Source organism: Bradyrhizobium sp., assembly GCF_019242285.1.
Lineage (GTDB): Bacteria > Pseudomonadota > Alphaproteobacteria > Rhizobiales > Xanthobacteraceae > Bradyrhizobium.
Genome location: NZ_JAFAVV010000469.1, coordinates 1 through 4,321, shown reverse-complemented (window position 1 = coordinate 4,321; position 4,321 = coordinate 1). Strand labels below are relative to the sequence as shown.

5 protein-coding genes are annotated in these 4,321 nt (G+C 65.9%); 3 read left to right on the top strand and 2 right to left on the bottom strand.

The window, feature by feature from the left end:
• Positions 1–235 precede the first annotated feature (235 nt).
• The gene (locus JOY90_RS18535) at positions 236–481 is read right to left on the bottom strand and encodes an Lrp/AsnC family transcriptional regulator (RefSeq protein ID WP_291692566.1); all 246 of its coding nucleotides are present in this window, start codon (positions 479–481) and stop codon (positions 236–238) included.
• Positions 482–607: 126 nt separating this feature from the next.
• Here JOY90_RS18535 and thiD point away from each other — a divergent pair, with 126 nt between their 5' ends.
• From thiD to JOY90_RS18520, 3 genes are read left to right on the top strand one after another with little or no spacing between them, the layout of a single operon-like run.
• A complete protein-coding gene (gene thiD, locus JOY90_RS18530; protein ID WP_291692565.1) occupies positions 608–1,408 on the top strand; it encodes a bifunctional hydroxymethylpyrimidine kinase/phosphomethylpyrimidine kinase in 801 nt (266 codons plus the stop codon).
• A gap of 4 nt (positions 1,409–1,412) precedes the next feature.
• Positions 1,413–1,931, top strand: a complete 519-nt coding sequence (locus JOY90_RS18525; protein ID WP_291692564.1) for an AAA family ATPase — start codon at positions 1,413–1,415, stop codon at positions 1,929–1,931.
• 41 nt (positions 1,932–1,972) lie between these two features.
• Positions 1,973–2,395 (top strand): pilus assembly protein N-terminal domain-containing protein, encoded by a 423-nt coding sequence (locus JOY90_RS18520; protein WP_291692563.1) that lies wholly within the window; start codon positions 1,973–1,975, stop codon positions 2,393–2,395.
• On the opposite strand, the gene JOY90_RS18515 is transcribed toward JOY90_RS18520, so the two are convergent.
• Positions 2,338–4,029 carry an FAD-dependent monooxygenase gene (locus tag JOY90_RS18515; protein WP_291692562.1) on the bottom strand — a complete coding sequence of 564 codons (1,692 nt, stop codon included), beginning with the start codon at positions 4,027–4,029 and terminating at the stop codon, positions 2,338–2,340. The two genes, JOY90_RS18520 and JOY90_RS18515, sit on opposite strands and share 58 nt — an antisense overlap.
• Between the last annotated feature and the right edge of the window lie 292 nt (positions 4,030–4,321).

Genomic DNA, 4,321 nt, shown 5'->3' with positions numbered 1-4,321 from the left:
ACGCCTCCTGCCGATCGCCATGGGTGATCGGCCTGTGAGGTTGAGGGGAACGCCGCGATCGATCATTCACGAGCTGCCGGCCGGCTGCCGGCGGAGATCATGGTGAGAATTGCAACGATTATGGCTTGGTCGCGAGCGCCCGCTGCGAGGTTCAGCCGCAAGGCGCGGCACCGCCGCAGACGAGCTTCGCTTTCGCTTGATTTTCGATCGAGACCAGCCCGATGGGGGCGCCTGGCTACCGCGCCCCGAACGCCTTGAAGGTGATGATGGTGTGGGTGTCCTGGATGCCCGGGAGCACCTGCACCTTCTCGTTGACGAAGTGACCGATGTCGGTCTCCTTGTCGACATAGAACTTGACCAGCAGGTCGTAGTTGCCGGCGGTGGAATAGATCTCGGAGGCGATCTCGGCTTCGGCCAGCGCATTGGCGACCACGTAGGACTGGCCGAGCTTGCATTTGATCTGGACGAAGAAGGGAACCATTGCGGGCATCTCCTGACAGCCGATGGCTCAGATAGGCCCAATCCGGCAGGCAAGGCAAGCGGGCAAGGCAAGCGGGCAAGGCGAACCGGCTTGCCGGCCTGCCGGCCGCGCGGCTAGGCTTGAGCCATGGCCACCCCCATCGCACTGACCATCGCCGGCTCGGATTCGAGTGGCGGCGCCGGCATCCAGGCCGACCTGAAGACCTTCGCCGCGCTCGGCGTCTATGGCGCCTCCGCGATCACCGCGCTGACCGCGCAGAACACGACCGGCGTGCGCGGCGTCCACCCGGTGCCCGCGGATTTCGTGACCGCGCAGATCGACGCGGTGTTCGAGGACCTCGCGGTCGGCGCCGTCAAGATCGGCATGGTCGGGGCCCGCGTGGCGATCGACGCAGTCGCGGCGACGCTGCGACGCTGGGCGCCAAGACACGTCGTGCTCGATCCGGTGATGGTGGCGACCTCGGGCGACCGGCTGCTGCCCGCCGATGCGGTCGAGGCGCTGCGCAGGACGCTGATTCCGCGTGCGACCATCCTCACCCCGAACCTGCCGGAGGCCGCGGCCCTGCTCGACGAGCCGGTGGCATCGAGCCAGGCCGAGATCGAGGCGCAGGGAATGCGGCTGCTCGCGCTCGGCTGCCCGGCGGTGCTGATCAAGGGCGGCCACGGGCAGGGCGCAGCGAGCATCGATTATCTCATCCGCGACAGCGGCGTCGAGGCGCTGGCGGCAGCACGCGTCGCGACGGAAAACACCCACGGCACCGGCTGCTCGCTGTCCTCGGCGATCGCCGCAGGGCTCGCGAAAGGCGAGACGCTGGAGCAGGCGGTCCGCAACGCCAAGGCGTTCGTCAGTGCGGCGATCGCCACCGCCGACCGTTTTGCCGTCGGCCACGGCCACGGCCCGATCCATTATTTCCACCGCTTCTATTGAGAGCATGAGCTTGCATCGTCCAGCCCTGATCGTGTTTGGCGGCCTGCCCGGCACCGGCAAGACCACGATCTCGCGCGAGCTGACCAGACGGATCGGTGCTGTTCATCTCCGCATCGACTCGATCGAGCAGAGCCTGGCGGCCTTGGGCGTTGCGGTCGACGTGCATGGTTATGCGATCGCGAACGCACTTGCGGCCGAAAACCTCAGGCTTGGCCAGGTCGTGATCGCCGATTGCGTCAATCCCGTCGTCGCCAGCCGCAACGGATGGCGCGAGACGGCTGCGCGGAGCCTGGCGCGCCTGATCGAGATCGAGGTCGTCTGCAGCGACCGTGCCGCGCATCGACGGCGCGTGGAAACCCGCAGGTCGGACATCGAGGGTCTGGACTTGCCGACCTGGGAGGAGATCGTGGCCAGGTTCTACGAGCCCTGGGACCGCGAACGCCTCGTTCTGGACACCGCGAACGTCTCGGCCGATCGACTGGTCGACGACGCCGAGGCCTATGCTCGCGACAAGCTGCGCTGAGCCCGTCGCTTCGATCTTTCGATGACAACCGTAATCCTTTGATGACGGCCGTAACCACGCATGCGGCACGTGTGTGGTCTGTTTCACGTTCGTCCGGCGAACGCCGAATTACCATCGGCCAAATGTTTTTTGGAGCTTATGACATGAAAACGGATCGTCGCATTTTTCTTCAATCGATTGTCTTCGGTGCCGTCGCGCCACTGTTCGGCATGACCTCGGCAGCGCGGGCGCATCAGGACACGCTCTCCCTCGGTGTCGGCGCCTCGGCACGGATGCAGTTCGACCACGCCTTCGCAACCGTGCTAGTCGGCGATCCCGCGGTCGTCGGCGTGCGCAGCGATGATGATCTCTCCGTCGTCATCGAGGCGCGCAATGCCGGCGTGACCAACCTCGTCTTCCTCGACGCTCAGGGCCTAGTGACGGCCAACATCCGCGTCTCGGTCACCCCGGCAGGCAACGCTTGAGCGCCTTGACTGGACAGCGCGTGAACTGGCATCCGGCCGAGCAGCCGATCGAACACCGCGCGCAATGCGGCCTCCGGATCGGCTGCACCGGAACGGCTGCGCCAGGCGACATGGCCGTCCGGTCGCACCAACACCGCGCCATCCGTCTCGATGCCGTGGGCCGCAAGCCAATGGCCGTCGTCGCCGATCTCGGCGGCCGCGCCGATCGCATGCGTGATCAGGGCAGGCCATGATGGGGCCGCGGCCGAGGCGGCCCGCCGCCAGGCATCGCCGCCATCGCCCGTCATGAGCACGAAGTGCGGACCGAACAGGTCGATGGTCGAGATCCGGGCATTGTCGCGCGTCAGCCAGACATGGGGTGCGCGGCTGCCGGGCCGTGCCGCGGGCAGATATTCGGTGACGGGATCATCGGGCATGACGGGCGGCGTGCCATCCGGCACCACCGCCATCGACTCGTACTGGGCCCCGAAGATCAATCCCTGCTCATTGAGGAATTCCCGCCGCGGCAGCACGTTGCTCCTGCGCTGATCGCGTCCCATCGACATCGCATTGGCGAGCGAGTTGCGGGTGACGATCCGGCCGAACGGCTGGCGCTCGTCATGATAGCTGTCGAGCAGCGCCTCGTCGGCATCCCCGCGCAGCACGGCGCCGATCTTCCAGGTCAGATTGTGGACGTCCTGCACGCCGGTGTTGAGGCCGAAGCCGCCGGTCGGCGGCATCTCGTGCGCGGCATCGCCGGCGAGAAAGACGTTGCCGACGCGGTAGCGGTCGGCGACGATGGCGGACGCCTCCCACGGGCTGACGCCGAGCACCGTGACCGGAAGATCGGCGACGCCGATCCCCTTGCGGATCAGCTCTGCGCAGAACTCCGCCGTGAAGTCCTGCGGCGACCAGCCATATTTTTTCGGGCTGTGAATCAAAAATCCCCAGCGGTCTCGGCCATTGATGGTGAGGAAGGTGGCGCGCAGGCCTTCCTGCTCGACGAAATAGAGCGCAGCCGGCCGGTCGGCGACCCATCGGGTGAGATCGGCATGGAAGAGGATGTTGACGCTGTCATAGACCTTCTCCTCGCCTTCCATCGTCACCCCGAGCGCTCGCCGCACCCGGCTTTGCGCGCCTTCGGCCGCGATCAGGTAGCGGGCGGTGAAGGCGGTCTCCTCGCCCGTCAGGCGATCCGCCAAGGTGCCGGTGACACCCTCCGGCGTCTGCGTGAACGACGTCAATTCGGTGTTGAAGCGCAGCATTCCCGGCGCTGCCGCCTCCGCGAAGCGGCGAATGACCGGCTCCAGATCGTCCTGCGCGCAGAGGCAGTTCTTGACCGGCGTCACCGCCATGTTCCTGGCGATGGCGCGGCCCGGCACCCGCCGCTCGATTTCACGACCCGCCAGCGTCTCGGTCCAGACGATCAGCCCGGTCCCGCCCTCGGCGAGTCCGGCCTCACGGACGGCGGCATCGATGCCGCACTGCCGGAAGATTTCCATGGTGCGGGCATTGATGCCGCGCGCTTTCGGCGTGAGGGCAGTGCCGGAGTGACGCTCGACCAGCAGCGAACGGACGCCGTGTTGCGAGAGCAGCAACGAAGCCATCAGGCCCACGGGGCCGCCGCCGGAAATCAGGACGGGGATGTCGAGCATGGTCTGCCTTTCTGGTTTCTTCTTCTCGATCCTGTTGCAACCCGGGCGCAGCCGGTAGGGTGGGCTAATCGTACTAAGTCACATGTGTGGTGCTCTCGTTGAAATTCTTGAGCTTTTTGGAACGACCATATTTGCACAAAGGCGAGTCGATTCAATGGCTTGAGTCTTCTTGTGACTCAGTACGACTAAGCGGCCGCCTGCACAGTAGCACGCCACGAAAAGACAGAAGCGTGCCCACCATTCAAAACCGTGCTGTCGAGTCTGCTGAGACAATGGTGGGCACGGCGCTTAC

Coding starts and splice junctions, on each gene's coding strand:
- JOY90_RS18535 (WP_291692566.1), bottom strand. CDS start 481: ATGGTTCCCTTCTTCGTCCAGATCAAATGCAAGCTCGGCCAGTCCTAC.
- thiD (WP_291692565.1), top strand. CDS start 608: ATGGCCACCCCCATCGCACTGACCATCGCCGGCTCGGATTCGAGTGGC.
- JOY90_RS18525 (WP_291692564.1), top strand. CDS start 1,413: ATGAGCTTGCATCGTCCAGCCCTGATCGTGTTTGGCGGCCTGCCCGGC.
- JOY90_RS18520 (WP_291692563.1), top strand. CDS start 1,973: ATGACGGCCGTAACCACGCATGCGGCACGTGTGTGGTCTGTTTCACGT.
- JOY90_RS18515 (WP_291692562.1), bottom strand. CDS start 4,029: ATGCTCGACATCCCCGTCCTGATTTCCGGCGGCGGCCCCGTGGGCCTG.